Source organism: Shewanella sp. SM71, assembly GCF_025653905.1.
GTDB classification, from domain to species: Bacteria; Pseudomonadota; Gammaproteobacteria; order Enterobacterales; family Shewanellaceae; genus Shewanella; species Shewanella oncorhynchi.
This window is the reverse complement of record NZ_JAKKRW010000001.1, coordinates 71,653-87,528: the sequence shown is the minus strand read 5'-3', so window position 1 is coordinate 87,528 and position 15,876 is coordinate 71,653. Positions and strand designations below refer to the sequence as shown.

14 protein-coding genes are annotated in these 15,876 nt (G+C 46.4%); 5 read left to right on the top strand and 9 right to left on the bottom strand.

Annotated features, from left to right (window positions below):
- Positions 1-199 precede the first annotated feature (199 nt).
- Entirely contained in the window at positions 200-1,507 is a 1,308-nt protein-coding gene (locus L5L97_RS00365; RefSeq protein ID WP_263180781.1) for an NAD(P)/FAD-dependent oxidoreductase, read from the top strand.
- On the opposite strand, the gene L5L97_RS00360 is transcribed toward L5L97_RS00365, so the two are convergent.
- The 6 genes from L5L97_RS00360 to L5L97_RS00335 form a co-directional block, all read right to left on the bottom strand.
- A complete protein-coding gene (locus L5L97_RS00360) occupies positions 1,491-1,997 on the bottom strand; it encodes a DUF2937 family protein (protein ID WP_028760887.1) in 507 nt (168 codons plus the stop codon). The two genes, L5L97_RS00365 and L5L97_RS00360, sit on opposite strands and share 17 nt — an antisense overlap.
- Positions 1,998-2,105: 108 nt before the next feature.
- Positions 2,106-2,963 carry a sulfurtransferase gene (locus tag L5L97_RS00355; protein WP_263180780.1) on the bottom strand — a complete coding sequence of 286 codons (858 nt, stop codon included), beginning with the start codon at positions 2,961-2,963 and terminating at the stop codon, positions 2,106-2,108.
- 306 nt (positions 2,964-3,269) lie between these two features.
- The gene (locus tag L5L97_RS00350; protein ID WP_263180779.1) at positions 3,270-3,683 is read right to left on the bottom strand and encodes a septal ring lytic transglycosylase RlpA family protein; all 414 of its coding nucleotides are present in this window, start codon (positions 3,681-3,683) and stop codon (positions 3,270-3,272) included.
- 261 nt (positions 3,684-3,944) lie between these two features.
- Entirely contained in the window at positions 3,945-4,340 is a 396-nt protein-coding gene (locus tag L5L97_RS00345; protein WP_105249914.1) for a hypothetical protein, read from the bottom strand.
- Positions 4,341-4,446: 106 nt separating this feature from the next.
- Complete coding sequence (locus tag L5L97_RS00340) at positions 4,447-4,770, bottom strand: hypothetical protein (RefSeq protein WP_263180778.1); 324 nt, start codon at positions 4,768-4,770, stop codon at positions 4,447-4,449.
- A 524-nt stretch (positions 4,771-5,294) separates the two neighbouring features.
- The gene (locus tag L5L97_RS00335) at positions 5,295-6,791 is read right to left on the bottom strand and encodes an aldehyde dehydrogenase (RefSeq protein ID WP_263180777.1); all 1,497 of its coding nucleotides are present in this window, start codon (positions 6,789-6,791) and stop codon (positions 5,295-5,297) included.
- Between the two features lie 280 nt (positions 6,792-7,071).
- Here L5L97_RS00335 and L5L97_RS00330 point away from each other — a divergent pair, with 280 nt between their 5' ends.
- The 4 genes from L5L97_RS00330 to L5L97_RS00315 all read left to right on the top strand — a co-directional run bounded on the left by L5L97_RS00330 (position 7,072) and on the right by L5L97_RS00315 (position 11,271).
- On the top strand, positions 7,072-8,409 hold the full coding sequence (locus L5L97_RS00330) for an aspartate aminotransferase family protein (protein WP_263180776.1): 1,338 nt from the start codon (positions 7,072-7,074) through the stop codon (positions 8,407-8,409).
- A gap of 69 nt (positions 8,410-8,478) precedes the next feature.
- Entirely contained in the window at positions 8,479-9,969 is a 1,491-nt protein-coding gene (locus tag L5L97_RS00325; RefSeq protein ID WP_263180775.1) for a CoA-acylating methylmalonate-semialdehyde dehydrogenase, read from the top strand.
- A gap of 30 nt (positions 9,970-9,999) precedes the next feature.
- The gene (locus L5L97_RS00320) at positions 10,000-10,365 is read left to right on the top strand and encodes a cupin domain-containing protein (protein WP_198573942.1); all 366 of its coding nucleotides are present in this window, start codon (positions 10,000-10,002) and stop codon (positions 10,363-10,365) included.
- Positions 10,366-10,548: 183 nt separating this feature from the next.
- On the top strand, positions 10,549-11,271 hold the full coding sequence (locus L5L97_RS00315) for a TorF family putative porin (protein ID WP_263180774.1): 723 nt from the start codon (positions 10,549-10,551) through the stop codon (positions 11,269-11,271).
- Positions 11,272-11,353: 82 nt separating this feature from the next.
- Here L5L97_RS00315 and nagP read toward each other — a convergent pair whose 3' ends face one another.
- The 3 genes from nagP to nagA form a co-directional block, all read right to left on the bottom strand.
- On the bottom strand, positions 11,354-12,652 hold the full coding sequence (gene nagP, locus L5L97_RS00310; protein ID WP_263181008.1) for an N-acetylglucosamine MFS transporter NagP: 1,299 nt from the start codon (positions 12,650-12,652) through the stop codon (positions 11,354-11,356).
- Between the two features lie 328 nt (positions 12,653-12,980).
- Positions 12,981-14,135: a transmembrane glucosamine N-acetyltransferase NagX gene (nagX, locus tag L5L97_RS00305; RefSeq protein WP_263180773.1), complete on the bottom strand. Its 1,155-nt coding sequence runs from the start codon at positions 14,133-14,135 to the stop codon at positions 12,981-12,983.
- 485 nt (positions 14,136-14,620) lie between these two features.
- Positions 14,621-15,790: an N-acetylglucosamine-6-phosphate deacetylase gene (gene nagA / locus L5L97_RS00300; RefSeq protein WP_263180772.1), complete on the bottom strand. Its 1,170-nt coding sequence runs from the start codon at positions 15,788-15,790 to the stop codon at positions 14,621-14,623.
- Positions 15,791-15,876 lie beyond the last annotated feature (86 nt).

The following is a 15,876-nucleotide window of genomic DNA, read 5'->3' as shown; positions in this document are numbered from 1 at the left end:
AGATGACGAACAGGTTGTTCAGGATAAACACCATCCAGAACGCATTTTCGCCCAAAAAGCGCGTGTTTTACTGCTTTCATTGTATTCTACATAAAAAGCGTGTTAAATAAAACGAACACTTTTTTGCGTCATGTTAAAAGTGTGATGAGTATACTGAGACAAGTCCAATTTACAATAAAAACAATTTTTGGGAGCCATAATGGCAAGCAAACCTCCAGTGCACAGTGAACAGTATCCACACTCTTATTATGTTGATACTGCTAAAGAAATTTACGCTCACCCACAACTCGAAGGCAATATCAGTGCCGATGTCTGTATCGTGGGAGGCGGCTTTAGCGGTATCAATACCGCCATAGAACTCGCACAGCGCGGTATGAGTGTCGTGCTGTTAGAAGCGAGGCGAATTGGCTGGGGCGCATCGGGGCGTAATGGCGGCGAACTCATTCGCGGCATAGGCCATGACCCTGCACAATTTCAAAGTGAAATCGGCACTGAAGGTGTTCAAGCAATTCAACAGATGGGCTTTGAAGCCGTCGAGATAGTGCGAAATCGCATACGAGAACACAGTATCGACTGTGATCTGCAAATGGGTTATTGCGACTTAGCGGTAAAACCTCGTCACATGGATGAACTTGAAGAAGAATTTAGCGCACTCAAGGCCATGGGTTATCAGCAAGAAATCAAGCTGTTAACTAAGCCACAATTAGGTGAAGTCATAGGCTCAGATTTTTATCAAGGTGCGCTGGTAGATATGGGCAGCGGCCATTTACACCCGCTGAATCTTGCTCTGGGTGAAGCTCGCGTCGCCCGTAATCTCGGCGCTAGGTTGTTTGAGTACAGCGCTGCTGAAAAAATCATTCAAGGCGCCAAACCTAAGGTCATTACCGCTAAGGGCGAAGTCACATGCCAATACTTAGTGCTGGCGGGCAATGCCTATATCGGCCACAAACTTAATAGCTTTGTAGGGGGAAAAGTATTACCTGCAGGCAGTTATTTATTGGCGACAGAGCCCTTAACTGAGGCCCAATGCGTGAGTATTATCCCGCAAAACATGGCCTTCGCGGATATGCGAATTGCCCTAGATTACTTTCACTTATCGGCAGATCGTCGTTTGCTGTTTGGCGGCCTTTGTACCTATTCGGGTAAAGATCCGAAAGATATTGAAGCGGCACTGAGACCGAATCTTGAGAAAGTTTTCCCGCAATTAAAAGGGGTACGTATCGATTATGAATGGGGCGGCATGATAGGTATCGGTGCTAACCGTATGCCACAAATTGGTCGCCTTCCTGATGCAAATAATATTTTTTACGCCCAAGCCTATGCGGGACACGGCGTGAATGCCACTCACATGGCGGCAAAACTGCTTGCCGAGGCCATTTGCCAACAGGCGGGACATTTCGATGTATTTGCTAAAATCAAACACATCACCTTCCCCGGCGGCCCGACGTTCCGCTCACCTATGCTCGCTGCAGGCATGCTGTATCACAGATTTAAGGACTTGTTTTAAGTCGCTTGTTACGCCTTGCCCACAGGATAAAAGGGATAGACCCAAGATAATGCACGACTAAAGCCACCAAGACGCCAAAGCCAATACCACTAGAAGTTAAAGGTATCCCTGGCTTAAAGTTACTGATGGTTTTCTCAAGATAATCAAAGCGAACAGGGTTAAACATATAGGCAGTTTTCTCAAACAAATTGCCCGTATTAAAGATCGCCACGCCCTGTGTTAACGCTTTATAAAGCGCCAGTGTCTGTACCTTTTGCTCAGCGTCGGCACGCACACTTGGCTCCTCATTTTGCTGGTGGCGGGCAATCATGGCATCAACATCGGCGTAATGATATTCCTTAGCCGTTGCCTCGTAACCTTCCACCTGCCATCGAGTCGATTCATAAAGGCCTGATAAAAATTGCTGATAATGATCAGCCAGTTGTGGTAACTGTAAGGCAATCACTAAAATAAATCCAAATACCAACTTATCGATCAATCTCGCTATCAAAGGTTTCTCCTTGGCATTTCGCCAAACGACGTAGAAGTCACATGATGTTCAACAAAAACCACGCTAACTTAATTAATCTACAGCACTAATTTCAATGGTGATACTCAATTAACACTCTATCGGCAGATCGTTACGGCTGCCCCAATCTGCCCATGAACCGTCATAGAGGATGGGATTTTTATGCCCCGCGGCGACCGAAGCTAAGATCAAAATACACGCCGTAATCCCAGAACCACAGCTGAATATCCTTGCGGATTTATCCGCTGCTAGCCCTTGATAAATAGACTGTAGCTCACTGACCGTTTTGATTTTATTACCATCGAGTACTTGAGCGAAGGGTAAATTAACCGAGCAAGGAATATGCCCAGAGCGCACACCGGGACGCGGCTCACTCACTTGACCTAAAAAGCGTGGCGCACCACGGGCATCGACAATCGCCGTTCCGGCATCTTCAATTCGTGATAACACTGCCTCGGCATCCATCACAAGCTCAGGGTGGTATTGCAACACATCCGCCAAAGTATCGATATCCGTCGGGCCATAATCGACGCCTTCGGCTTGATAACGCGATGAGGTAATGCGGTCTTCTTCAATCCATTGAGGCAAGCCACCATCAAGCACATAGACTCGATTAAAGCCCATGACTTTAAAGGTCCACCACGCCCGTGGAGATGAATAAATGCCTTGGTTATCATAGATAACAATAACACTGTCGACCTCAATCCCAAGTTGAGCTATCCCTTGGATGAATTGCTCAAACATCGGCAAGGCATGAATTTGGGTTGAAGTCTTATCGCAAAACACATTTTCCAAGTCGAATCGACGTGAGCGCGGAATGCAAATAGGCTCATCGTAAACTAAGGGTTCTTTACCAATAACGGTTTCCATACTGGCATCGAGCAAGACTAAATGGGGATCGGTGAGGTGTGCTTCGAGCCACTGCGTACTAACAAGTGGGTATTCCATAGCGGGTCCTTTTACTGTTATCCAAATCTGCCGATAGTCTCTCACCAAATGCCGTAACGCCCAAATATCAGCTTAACAAATTGTCTGCTTTGGGATTTTATTTAAAAGCGTCGACTCAATTTTATGTGCTCAATTATTAGTGCATTCAATCATTAGATTGCGGCGAAGCCGTGTTTTGAAGAGCGTGCTTTCAAACTGCTCATTTTTAATGATGCTGCTTTCAAAACGATCTTTTCGATATGGCCGTGTTCGAGATAGCCCTTTTCGCAACAGTCCTTTTCTAGACAGCTGCTTTCAAAATAGCCGCTATTTAATGACTTCTATTTTCACGTCAATCAAACCAGAGGAAGTGTTGCCTATGCTACTGAACGCCGATTTAGACAGATCAATAATGCGGCCACGCACGAAAGGCCCTCTATCATTAATTTTCACAATCACACTTTTGCCATTATCGACATTGGTGACCTTAACGCTCGAACCAAAGGGTAACTTTTTATGCGCCGCCGTCTTTAATTTATGTTTGTAAAGCTCACCGCTGGCCGTCTGCTTATTTTGATGTCTATCCCCATAAAATGAAGCCTGACCAGCTTCCGTGAATCCCACCCAGTTTCCATTCTCACCCGTCTGCATTGAAGAACAGCCGGCCAAAAAGCTTAGCAATGCCAGTACAAATAGTTTGACGACATTGAACTGCCTAATTGGGTTTTGCAGTGCATTCACATGACACCCTCTCTAATGAGTGAACGCTTTGCTGACGAGCGAAAGGCTCAGCAAAAATCACAGGGAAATAACGAACAACCTTAGATGGCAAAGCTCAAGACCTGCATCCTAAAAGATCAAAATAAGAAACAATAAATTTCCACGAGGCTACAGCAGTTGCACGCTAAAATCACGTATTTACAGGTGAATGCTCTTACGTTGAGATAAAATATGCAGTCATAACGAGGCTTTGTTTCCTAATTTAGATCGGTAAACAAAGCCCTAACGAGTTAACACTTCATGGATAATCTCAAATTTGGGTTCTTTACCACTTGGCCATGTAGGTTTCTTTATGGGGTTTTCAAAGGTGGTCAGCCAAATATCAAGATCACTGGAACCAGACAAACAACCCATAAACGCAAAATACATTCCACTATTTATCATGTGACGGGCAAACTGAATAGCGTCTTCAAGAGTGCCCTCTTCCCAGTTATGTGTGAACGTTTCATCATCCCATACCCATTTAATGGGGACTCCACTTTCATCACAAGCGAAGAACCTTACATTTCGATAACCTTTACTTGCTGTTTTTAGAGAATTTATAAAACTTTCTCTGGTGTTATCAAATCTTTTTTTAAACTCTTCAATATCTAGATCTTTGCTAATAAAGTTCTTCATACTTGCCCTAGAGGTAAATACTACCAACGGTATGACATAACCACACACAAAAAAGTCTATCCAATGAGCCCAGTGACTGATGTCGTTTAGCTCTGTTAGAAGCTAATTATGCCAAATATTGGTATTCATTGCTGCCATTATGAAACAACCTAATTTCGATACTTTTTATTTCTTTTTTAGAGGAAATTAATTGCTCCACCAACCAAATATAACCGATTTCATATAGCTTATTTTGTAGGGAGAACAAATCATCTTCTGGCATATTGTCTATATCAACATTCAATAATTGATACCAATTAAAGGCTTTAAATTCAGAAACATCTTCAAACTCACATACTGCGGTTAAAAGCCATGCGCCATTCATCATAGAGGCGATGTCGACAAAAAAAATCGCAATATGCCTCACCTTGATTCTTACAAGAAATCGCATATTCCCTAACAAGTTCCATAAAATCAGATTTGTAACTATCGAGAGCGTTACTGATGATTGCCCCAAACTCTTCTACGTTGTTCATACTTGTCTTCTTATTCAATGATCTAAGCACCCTATAATATCACAAATAACTTACAACACTTTTCACACTATGCCACTACACTATGACTAAATGCATTAATGGTAATGTTTGAAAGCCACAAATTTATAAGCGATAACTTACGATATTTATGAAGCAGATAAAAATGGAAGTAAATTGAGATATTAATGGGAGTGTTTAAAGTCAATATTCTATCGGGTATAAGTGAGCAACAACATTACGAACCAAGACGGTAACATTTTATTCACGGTAACAGATGCATATTTTACAAGTAAAATATGGCTTAGAAAAAATGGGGACGGCTTGAGCTCCAAAAAATAAAAAACCTCTTTCCATGCAATATGAAAAGAGGTTTTAGTATTGAGCGAAAGTGGCTCCTTCTCTTATATAGACAAAAAGAGCGGTTATAAAAATAGTCCGCTTATAGCACGATCCAAGTCGCTTTCAGTTCTGTGTATTTGTCGAAGGAGTGCAAAGATTTATCTCGGCCATTACCTGACTGTTTATAGCCACCGAATGGCGCTGTCATGTCGCCGCCATCGTAATGGTTGATCCACACCATGCCAGAACGCAGAGCTTTAGCGGTTTTATGGGCCTTGCTGATATCCGATGTCCACACGCCAGCGGCTAAACCGTAGATGGTATCGTTGGCTATTGATATCGCTTCTTCCATGCCATTAAATTCAATAACAGATAACACTGGGCCAAAGATTTCTTCACTGGCAATTTTCATCTGATTGTTTACGTTAGAAAATACCGTTGGCTGCACATACACACCGCCAGTGTCGGCCATAACTTGGCAGCCACCGTGGACTAAGGTTGCACCTTCGTCTTTACCCGCTTTGATGTAACTGAGTACTGTATCTAACTGTTGTTTATCGACAACGGCGCCGCTCACAGTGGCGGGATCGAGTGGATGCCCCGGATGCCATGAGGCTAACTCCTCAGCAATAAGCGTGATAAGCTCATCTTTCACCCCGGATTCTACCAGCAAACGCGAACCTGCGGTGCAAACTTCACCTTGGTTAAAAGCAATGGCTTCGGCAGCAGCAACAGCAGCGGCTTTGAGATCTGGCGCGTCATTAAAGACGATATTAGGGCTCTTGCCTCCCGCCTCTAACCACACGCGTTTCATGTTCGACTCGCCAGCGTAAATCATTAATTGTTTTGCGATTTTGGTGGAACCTGTGAAAACCAGCGTATCCACATCCATATGCAACGCTAAGGCTTTACCCACAGTATGACCAAATCCTGGCAACACGTTGAGTACGCCTTGTGGGATCCCAGCTTCAATGGCGAGTTGCGCCATGCGGATAGCCGTTAAGGGTGATTTTTCAGAGGGTTTTAATACCACACTGTTACCCGTGGCCAGCGCAGGCCCGAGCTTCCAACACGCCATCAGCATTGGGAAGTTCCACGGAACAATCGCGGCCACAACCCCCACAGGCTCACGGGTGATCATGCCAATTTCATTGTGAGCCGTTGGCGCGAGTTCATCGTAAATTTTATCAATCGCTTCGCCAGACCAGCGAATCGCACGGGCAGCCCCCGCCACATCCACCGCTTTGGAGAAACGAATTGGTTTACCCATGTCGAGGGTTTCTAACAGCGCGAGTTCATTGGCATTTTCTTCCAGTAACTCGGCGAAACGTATCATCACTTGTTTGCGCTTTACCGGAGATTGCTGCGACCAAACACCAGACTCGAATACGCTGCGGCCATTAGCAACCGCAAGATTAGCATCTGCAAGATCGCAACTCGCCACTTTTACCAACAAGCGACCATCAATAGGACTAATACAATCAAAGGTGTTACCCGAAACGGCATCTTGGTATTCGCCATTGATAAACGCCTTACCATTAATAGACAGGCTGGCAGCCAGACTTTCCCATTCGCTGCGTTTCTTCGGTGTGCTCATGATGACCTCTTAATAATTCGTATAGGTGTGGTTTATCGTTCATCGACAAGAAAATAGTGGTCTGTGACGACTTTAACGCAAATGCTAAACATCATCACAGTCATAATCCGAGCTTCAGGTTACGCTGTTTAAGCAATAAAATTCAATATTTTTTACAAAAATAGCTTTTTTGCCACAAATAACTGCACACGGCTCTTCCATGTTCATTATTTCTAACATAGCATAGCAAATATTAGCCACCCTAAAACAAGACCTGAAAATACAGGACAAGGTAGACACTATGGCCGATTTGCCGCTCAATTCCTCAAGCGTACCCTCACTTGAACATTTCTGGATGCCTTTTACCGCTAACCGCCAATTCAAAGCCAGTCCGCGGTTACTCGCCAAGGCCGAAGGCATGTATTACACGGATATTGATGGTAATAAAGTGTTAGATGCCACCGCAGGTTTATGGTGTTGTAACGCAGGCCATGGTCGCAAGGAAATCAGCGAAGCGGTCAGCAAACAAATTAAAGAGATGGACTACGCGCCCTCCTTCCAAATGGGTCATCCTATCGCCTTTGAACTTGCCGAGCGTTTAGTCGAGCTCAGTCCTGAGGGATTGAACAAAGTCTTCTTTACTAACTCAGGTTCTGAGTCCGTCGATACTGCGCTTAAGATGGCACTTTGCTATCACAGAGCCAACGGTCAAGCCTCACGCACCCGCTTTATCGGCCGAGAAATGGGTTACCACGGTGTCGGCTTTGGCGGCATCTCTGTGGGTGGATTAAGCAATAACCGCAAAGCATTTAGCGGCCAATTACTGCAAGGCGTCGATCACTTACCTCATACCTTAGATATCCAAAATGCGGCATTTACCCGTGGATTCTCACACTTTGGCGCTGAAAAAGCCGAGGTTTTAGAACAACTAGTGACCCTGCATGGCGCCGAGAATATTGCCGCCGTGATCGTTGAACCTATGTCGGGTTCGGCAGGGGTAATATTACCGCCACAAGGTTACTTAAAACGTCTGCGTGAAATCACTAAAAAGCACGGCATCCTACTGATTTTTGATGAAGTCATTACTGCTTTTGGCCGTGTTGGCGCCGCTTTTGCGAGTCAGCGTTGGGGCGTTATCCCAGATATAATCACCACGGCTAAAGCTATCAATAACGGCGCCATCCCTATGGGCGCAGTGTTTGTGCAAGATTTTATTCACGACACTTGCATGCAAGGCCCTAATGAACTGATTGAGTTTTTCCACGGCTACACCTATTCCGGTCATCCAGTGGCCGCGGCTGCGGCGCTTGCCACCCTATCGATTTATGAGAATGAGCAATTATTCGAACGCAGCTTTGAGCTTGAGCGCTACTTTGAAGACGCCGTGCACAGCCTTAAAGGGTTGCCGAATGTGATTGATATTCGCAACACAGGCTTAGTGGCGGGGATTCAATTCTCCCCTAACGCTCAAGGCGCGGGTAAACGGGGTTACGGTGTGTTTGAACACTGCTTCCGCCACGGCACTTTAGTGCGAGCCACGGGCGACATTATTGCCATGTCACCACCACTGATTGTCGATAAACGCGAGATTGACCAAATGGTTAATAGCCTAAGCGATGCCATTAACGCCGTTGGATAATAACGCTAGCTGCTCATTCCACTCTCACATTTAACACCCCGCTGCGGCGGGGAACATCAAAGGTTAACTATGCTCAAGATCACTCACTTTGTTAATGGTCAGCACACCCCTGCCAGTACCAGAACCCAAGATATTTTTGAACCCGCCACGGGTGAACTACGTGGCCAGGTCTCACTGGCAAGCGAAACTGAAGTCGGTGAAGCCATCGCAATCGCTAAAACCGCCTTTGAAACCTGGTCGCAGGTGACACCACTCAACCGCGCTCGAGTGCTATTTAAATTCAAAGCCTTAGTCGAGCAGCACCTAGATGAAATGGCGCAACTTATCACCCGCGAGCACGGTAAAGTGATCGACGATGCTAAGGGCGAGTTGATCCGTGGTCTCGAAGTGGTCGAGTTTGCCTGTGGTATTCCGCACTTGCTTAAAGGTGAACACACCCAGCAAGTCGGTGGCGGGGTCGATTCTTGGTCAGTTAATCAAGCTTTAGGTGTTGTCGCAGGCATAGCGCCCTTTAACTTCCCCGTGATGGTTCCCATGTGGATGTTCCCAATCGCGATTGCCTGCGGTAACACCTTTATTATGAAACCCTCGGAAAAAGACCCAAGCTCGGTGATGCGGATTGCCGAGCTGCTTAAAGAAGCGGGTCTTCCCGATGGCGTGTTTAACGTGATTAACGGCGACAAAGAAGCCGTCGATACCTTACTCACCCATAAAGATGTGCAAGCGGTGAGCTTTGTCGGCTCAACGCCGATTGCTGAATACATCTACAGTACAGCCTCTAAACATGGCAAACGCGTGCAAGCCTTAGGCGGCGCGAAAAACCATATGTTACTCATGCCAGATGCAGATTTAGATCAAGCCGTGAGCGCCTTAATGGGCGCCGCTTATGGCAGTGCTGGTGAGCGTTGTATGGCAATTTCAGTCGTGCTGGCGGTAGGCGATGTGGGCGACGCGTTAGTGGAAAAACTGCTACCGCAAATTCAAACCTTAAAAATCGGCAACGGCCTGGTGCCAGAGATGGAAATGGGCCCGCTGATCTCCAAACAGCACCTTGCTAAGGTCACCCAATATGTTGAAGCCGGTGTTCAAGAAGGCGCAGCGCTGCTGGTCGATGGCCGTAAACTGAGTGTTGAAGAAAATCCACAGGGTTATTTCCTCGGCGCCTGTTTGTTCGACTACGTCACGCCTGAAATGAGCATCTACCGCGAAGAAATCTTTGGCCCAGTGCTGGCGATTGTGCGCGTGAAAGATTACCCAACGGCGCTTGAGCTGATTAACCGACACGAATTTGGTAATGGCACGGCGATTTTCACCCAAAGTGGTGAAGCGGCGCGACATTTCTGTCACCACGTACAAGTCGGTATGGTTGGAGTGAACGTGCCGATCCCGGTGCCGATGGCGTTCCACAGTTTTGGCGGTTGGAAGCGTTCACTCTTTGGGCCGCTGCATATGCATGGCCCCGATGGCGTGCGTTTTTATACCAAGCGTAAGGCAATTACTGCCCGCTGGCCCGTGGGTAAACAGACTCAAGCCGAGTTTGTGATGCCAACGATGAAATAGCTGAATGTCAGCTCAACAAGGAAATCGCAAATGACTGTGAGTATCAACGCCATTATTCGCTTTGCTACGGCGCAAACACCCGTCGAAACCTATCAGTTACCGGCGGAAAAGTTGTTAGCTGGCAATCCAACTCAAGGGCTAGAGAATCATTATTCTAGCCCTTGTGATCAATTTCACAGTGGAATTTGGCAAAGTGAATCAGGCGCTTGGAAAATAAACTACACTGAATACGAGTACTGCGAAATCCTCGAAGGGATGAGTGTTATCACCGATCTTCAAGGTCAATCGCAGACGTTCACTGTGGGTGACAGGTTTATCATACCCGCGGGTTTTCAAGGCACTTGGGAAGTCGTGGAGCCCTGCCGCAAGGTTTACGTCATTTTCGAACAAAAGTGAGATCAACGAGGCTGATGTTAGCCTCAAAAAAGCTAAGTTATCTTAGCAATAACTCGCCATGAGGTCACAGCAACGGGTTTTCCTAGGCTGTTGTTTGGCAAACCAACGGATGCACTGGCGCGATTGAATAACCATGGTCGCCAGTAACATGTCCGAGTCAACAAAGAAAATGGGAGAAATACCGTGCATAACAATCTGAAAAAAAAACGGCTGGTACAGCTTGTCGGACTCGCGCTAACCACGACCCTATTCTCCGGCATTGCCGCCGCCGAAGTGACAGGGGAAATTAGTCTTACTAACGACTATCGTTTTCGCGGCGTATCACAAACCGCTGGCGATCCTGCCCTGCAAGGCGGTATTGATTGGAGCTTCGACTCAGGTTTCTCTGTCGGCGCTTGGGCAAGTAACGTGGATTTTGATGAGCCAGGTTATAACGGCCCAGCGATCGAATACGATTTCTATGTCGCCTATGGTGGTGAGATCAACGAAGATCTGACCTACGACATCACCCTTAACCGTTATAACTACTCAGGCGAGAGTGATATAGGTTATTTCGAAGTGATTACGGGTATGGAATTTAAGGGCTTTCGCCTAGCCTATTGGTTTACCAATGATTACGGTGGTACTGACTTAGATTATCACTATGGAGAACTAAACTACTCCTACGAATTTGTTGAAAACTGGAGTATCGATCTGCACTACGGCTATAACGTGGGTGATGCCTTAGATGATGGAGAAGGCTTCGATAGCTATTCAGATTACTCCATTGGTGTATCGACTGAACTGTCAGGCTTTGGACTTTCATTAGCTTGGTTGGGCACAGATCTCAGCGGTGACCAAAAGGTCTCTGATGGCGCATTCAAAAACTCAGATACCGTGCTTGCGAGCGTAAGTTACGCGTTCTAATTTCGCCTTAGCTTGGTCCAACTAAGACACAAAAAAGCCCTCATCATCGAGGGCTTCTTTTTAGCTGTTCAAACAGACTTGACTACCAACTACGCATTTTATGGCCTTTCACCGCGTAGAAGAGGATGAACAAGTAGCATGGCAACATCACAATATAACCACCCTGCATGCCCATATCTGTCGCTGAGCTCATTAACCCCCAAGACACTGGACCAAAGGCGCCACCTGCAATCCCCATGATGAGAAGCGCAGAACCTGTACTGGTCAATTTACCCATACCAGATAAAGCTAGCGGCCACACCGCAGGCCAAACAATCGCATTAGCTAAACCAAGAAAAGCAATCATCAACAAAGTATCGGGCAGTGCCACACCGCCAAAAGGCACTAACAAAACATTAGCAATAGCGTAGGAATTATTGTCGCCAAACAAAATACCGCACGTCAGTAACAAACCGAGAATAGCCGACACCATCAAAGCCTTAGGCTGTGAAATAAAACGAGGAATTAACAGGATACCTAAAGAATAACCCAACACCATACACACCATAGTATAGGAAGTCATAACACCGTATGACTCTATGCCTAAAGACAAAGCAAATGTACCAATGGTATCGCCAGCAATAACCTCTACAGCAACATAAACAAACAGCGCTAACACGCCAAAGGCTAAGTTAGGGTGAGATAATGCCGCTTTAAGTTGCCCTTTATCGGTATTTTCAGCAGCTTCATCTTCATTCAACAACTCTGGCAAAGGTGATTTTTTTACCGCGAGCGCTAAGATACCGATAAAAATGGCCATGCCTAAATAGGGGAATACTAAACCGTCAGCCATTTCTTCAATTTGTACTTGAGTTAGCTCAGTACCAATACGGTCTTTAAAGCTGTCTAAAATCAACGCCGAAAACACCAAAGGCGCAATCACACCCGCACCTTTGTTCAAAATGCCCATCACGCTCACACGGGCAGCGGCGGATTCTTCAGGGCCTAAACGCACCACATAAGGGTTAACCGCAGTTTGTAATAGGGTTTGGCCTGTGCCCATCACTAATTGGGCCAATAGGAACAAGGCAAATATTTGGGTTTCCGCGGCGGGGATAAACAGTAAACCCGCCAGCATCATCACGCCCATGCCGATCGCCATGCCATTCTTATAACCGACTTTGCGAATAAGCCAGGCGGATGGCAAGGCAGTAAAAGTCACTGCGATATAGAAAGAAAACAGGATCAACGACGCTTGAAAGGGATTGAGTTGCAATATTTGTTTCAAATACGGCATCAAAGACCCATTCAACCAAGTGGCGAATCCGAGGATGAAAAAGAGAGCGGCCACTATGGCCATGGGGAGAAAGCTGCTTTTCTGCTGGCTTTTATCGAGTGTCATTTCCATAAACCTGCTTCTTATAGTAATTAATTATTTAGGTGATAACGGGGTTTAAATTAATGCCTAAGTTCCCGAATATCCGTATCGCGACTCGTCCGCAATGGCTAATGTTATCATCCAAACGCACCATTGTTTCAGTGATGTTAAAACAAATAACACAAAAAGACAACGCTGTCATTTAATAAATTCTCGCGAATATTCCCTCGTAATCATCGATTGGCCAACTGATAAGTTATAAGTAAGTGATGACTCACATCCAGAAAATAATGTAAAAAAAGCCGCAGACACTGAGTGTGTGCGACTTATCTCAAGCGATTAAGCAAACAGACTAAATCCTGACAAAAATATTGCGGCGATACATCCAATATAAAACCAGCCACTGCACCGCAAGCAAGCTGATAACCGCAGCTAACGCTTGAGCGCTTTCAGGCAAGGCCTGCACTAAGCCGCCAAACACACTTTGAGCAATATATTTCCAATCCACTAAGCTCGACGCTAAATAAATGATGATGGCGTTGGTGCCTATCACCACAAAGAAAAAGGCGGCTTTTTGCCACTTAAGCACATCGACTAAGGCATAGAACACTGCCAGCAGAATCATGCTCCAGCCCGACGTCACCAGCACAAATGAACTGGTCCACAGCTCTTTATTAACCGGAATGATAAGATCCAACAGCCAACCTAAGGCTAAGCAAGCACCACCCGCTACGGCGAGTAATCCCACTTTGGCCCACTCACCTTTAGGATGGGATTTAACAATAAAGTGGCCGACAAACACACCCGCTAACGCATTGACTATGGCGGGGATGGTCGACAATAAACCTTCAGGATCGGGCGTGCGCCCCTGATAGCTTATGCCGGGTAGTAAAACTGAATCGACATAGGCATTGATGGATTGCGTTGGCGAGAGGACGCCCGCCTGTCCACCGGGGAAAGGCAACCAAAGTTGCATTGCGCCATAACCGAGTAAAATGCCCAAGGCGACAATAACTTGCGTTCGTAGACTCGTATGCCACACCAGTAATGCGGCAAAGAACCATGCAAAGGCGATTCGACCTAACACACTGGCATAGCGAATTTTTTCAGGATCGGCAGGTACGCCTGTTCCCCAACCGTGATTGTATAAAATGCCCAGTAGCAGCAATAAAAAGAGTCGTTTAATCCCATGCCGATATATAGGTAATCGATCCTTCATCGGTAATTTATCTAAACGTTTGGGAGATAAACCTAAGGCCACACCAGAGAGGAAAATAAACAGCGGAAAAATCAAATCGTAGAAGTGAAAACCATGCCATTGGCTATGGTGCATCTGTTCATCGCCCCATTGCCAACCTGCCCAGCCCGTTAAAATAAGCAAGCCACCAAATAGAGCCTCACCGCCCAAAATCCAAAACATATCGAAGCCGCGCAGTGCATCCAGCGACATCAACCTAGGTTTATTCACCTTTACTGGCGCAATTGCGTTTGTCTGTGTTGTCCCCATGCCATCATCCTTTATTATTGTTATTAAAAGCTTTTATAAAAGTTGAGCAAAACTAATACTGTACAAAACTAATACTGTTTAAAATGAGTGCTGTACAATAAAAAAACTTAGCCCCTGTCATCAAAATATGACAAGGGCTATACCCAAGCTACCTGAAGATACGAGTTTCAGAGCGCCTAGGGTGCTTCAATTCAAGGCGCATCAATGACAGAATGTCGGCCACCTTTTGAATTGATGCAACACGGAAGTGGAGTGCCCTAGGCGCTCCGTCCCGGCGGGTTGTAACGCACTTTATACTGCGTTGGTTATTTTTAACTTAGTCCACTAGGTCTGCAAATAACCGCAATCGCCATGGATGGCGTGAATGCCATTTATGCAGGAGCAATAAATGGCATTGCCTAAAGTGCGTTACATTCCCGCTGAATCCTGCATTTTCAGGTAGTTTGGGTATAGATGTTAAACATTACCTTTGCTGCAAACCCAGTTTAAGGACGAGCCCCAATTGCCTGCCCTGCATAAATCGGCCCTGAATAGGCCACCTGCCCCGCAATATAGTTTGCCAACACTTTGTTGTGCGCATCGAGCAAAACCAGATCGGCCCTGTTCCCCAGTGCTAAACGGCCCGCTTTATGATCAATCCCGAGGAACTGAGCGGGATAAAGTGCTGCCATTCTTAAGGCTTCCGCCAAAGGTAAACCTAACAAGTTGACGGTATTATTGACCGCAGTCGCCATATCGAGCACACAGCCCGCCAGCTCACCGGTCACGGCATTTAATCTGTCGCCGACTCTCAGCACTTGCGTACCGAAGAGCTCGAAGCTAGTCTCACCGTCCATACCGACAGGCGGCATAGCATCTGTGACTAACATCATTTTTCCCCTCGGCTTTGCCCTTAGTGCGACCTTTGCCGCCGCGGGATGCACATGATGACCATCGACAATCAACCCACACCAAGCGGTTTCACTCTCAATCGCCGCGCCCACCATGCCCGGCTCGCGGGAACCCAGTGGTGACATAGCATTATAAAGATGGGTAAAACCCGTCGCGCCTGCCGCTAATGCCGCAATAACTGTATCGTAGTCAGCATTAGAATGACCCAAACACACCTTCACGCCCGAGGCAACGAGCGTACGGATCACCTCTGGCGACACATTTTCAGGTGCAAGCGTGACCACTTTAAGCCCCAGATCTTGACGACAAAATACCGCGAGTTCAGCCTCTGTGATTTCGCGAATAAAACCCTGTGGATGCACGCCTTTTTTAGGCACAGATAAATGTGGCCCTTCAAAATGCACCCCTAAAACGCCAGCACAACCTTTGACTAAAGCCTCGGCCACGGCATCGGCCGCATTGGCCATCACGCTGACATCATCGGTGATAAGCGTAGGTAAAAAACCTGTCGTGCCAAAACGCGCATGGGCACGGCCGATAGTCTCAATGCAATTAACACTCGGATCGGCATTGAATAACGCCCCGCCGCCACCGTTCACTTGCACATCGATAAAACCAGGCACCAGCATGCCAGCTTGGCGGATTTCCTTCGCGCCAACAACCGTATCAAACGCCAGAATGTGCCCGTCTTCGACAGTCACAGGCACATCTTGATGGAAATACTCACCATCAAAAATACGCTCGGCGATCAAGGTGATTTTCATCGCAAACCTCTTTCAATAAATAACACGAGTGACTTAAGTCTTTAATTAAGTTAACTGCGCTGACTTAGCTGCAGATGTTTAATCGT